The 901-nt window shown below is 50.8% G+C and carries 2 protein-coding genes; both read right to left on the bottom strand.

All coding sequences use genetic code 11. From position 1 onward, the window contains the following. Positions 1-332: tetratricopeptide repeat protein (locus ACTHS3_RS15525; RefSeq protein ID WP_440368442.1), on the bottom strand; the 332-nt coding region annotated here is incomplete at its 3' end. Positions 333-357: 25 nt separating this feature from the next. Next, positions 358-681, bottom strand: coding sequence for a LapA family protein (locus ACTHS3_RS15530; RefSeq protein WP_070608071.1), 324 nt, complete (start codon positions 679-681; stop codon positions 358-360). Positions 682-901: the final 220 nt, after the last annotated feature.

Here is a 901-nt window from a genome sequence, read left to right on the forward strand (position 1 = left end):
CGTTTTTCGTTGACTGTGTCGGGCGAATCGAGCAGGGCGCGGTGCATATTGATGGCTTTGTCGTTTTCGCCGCGTTGGCGGTAGAGCTTGCCCAAAGTCAGGTTCAGGTCGTATGACTGCGGCTGCTGGTCGATCACTTCCGCCAATTCGCGCGCGGCGCGGCCGCTGTTGCGGTCAACGAGTGCGTCAAGGCTTTTGTAAAAGCCGGCCGGTATGCTTTTGGCCTGTTTCAGAACGGTCTTCATATCGACGCGCGCAGCAAACCAGCCCATAGCGAAGAAAACGGGGAGGAGGACGATGGGCAATAAGATAACCCACAATTCGTTGTCCATGGTATTCCTTTATTGATTGGTGGCGTTACGCTTTGGGAGCGGTTTCGGAAGTCGCTGCCGGTGTTTCGGTTTTGACCGGAGTCAGGTCTTTTTCGGAAAGGTGGGCGTGTTTTTTCACTTCGGCGCGCAGACGGTTGTTTTCGCTGCGCAGGAACAGCAGACGGCCGAAGAGTGCAAACATACCGAACACGATGCCGATAATAAATGCACCGAAAAGCACGACAATCAGCGGCAGATTGACGTTTTGGCCGGGCAGGTAGAAGAAGGATACGGTGTGGGTATTGGTGATGGCCAGCAGGAGGAAAACAAGAAGAATCAGGATTTTGATGATGGTATAGATGAGTTTCATGGGTTACTCCGGATTGGCTGCGGTTGGGGCAGGCCGTCTGAAAAATGGTATCAGTTTAAACGATTTGCCGGATTTCGGATAGGACGGCATGTTTCAGACGGCATGGGAAGGGTATCTTTAATGCTGACGGGTACTTGTCAAAACCATATTGAAAGGCGTATTGTTCAGTCTTTAGTTATTATCTTACAAATCAGAATAAGAAAGGCAATCATCATGAGCA

The sequence above is a fragment of the Neisseria sp. P0009.S007 genome (genome assembly GCF_051962515.1).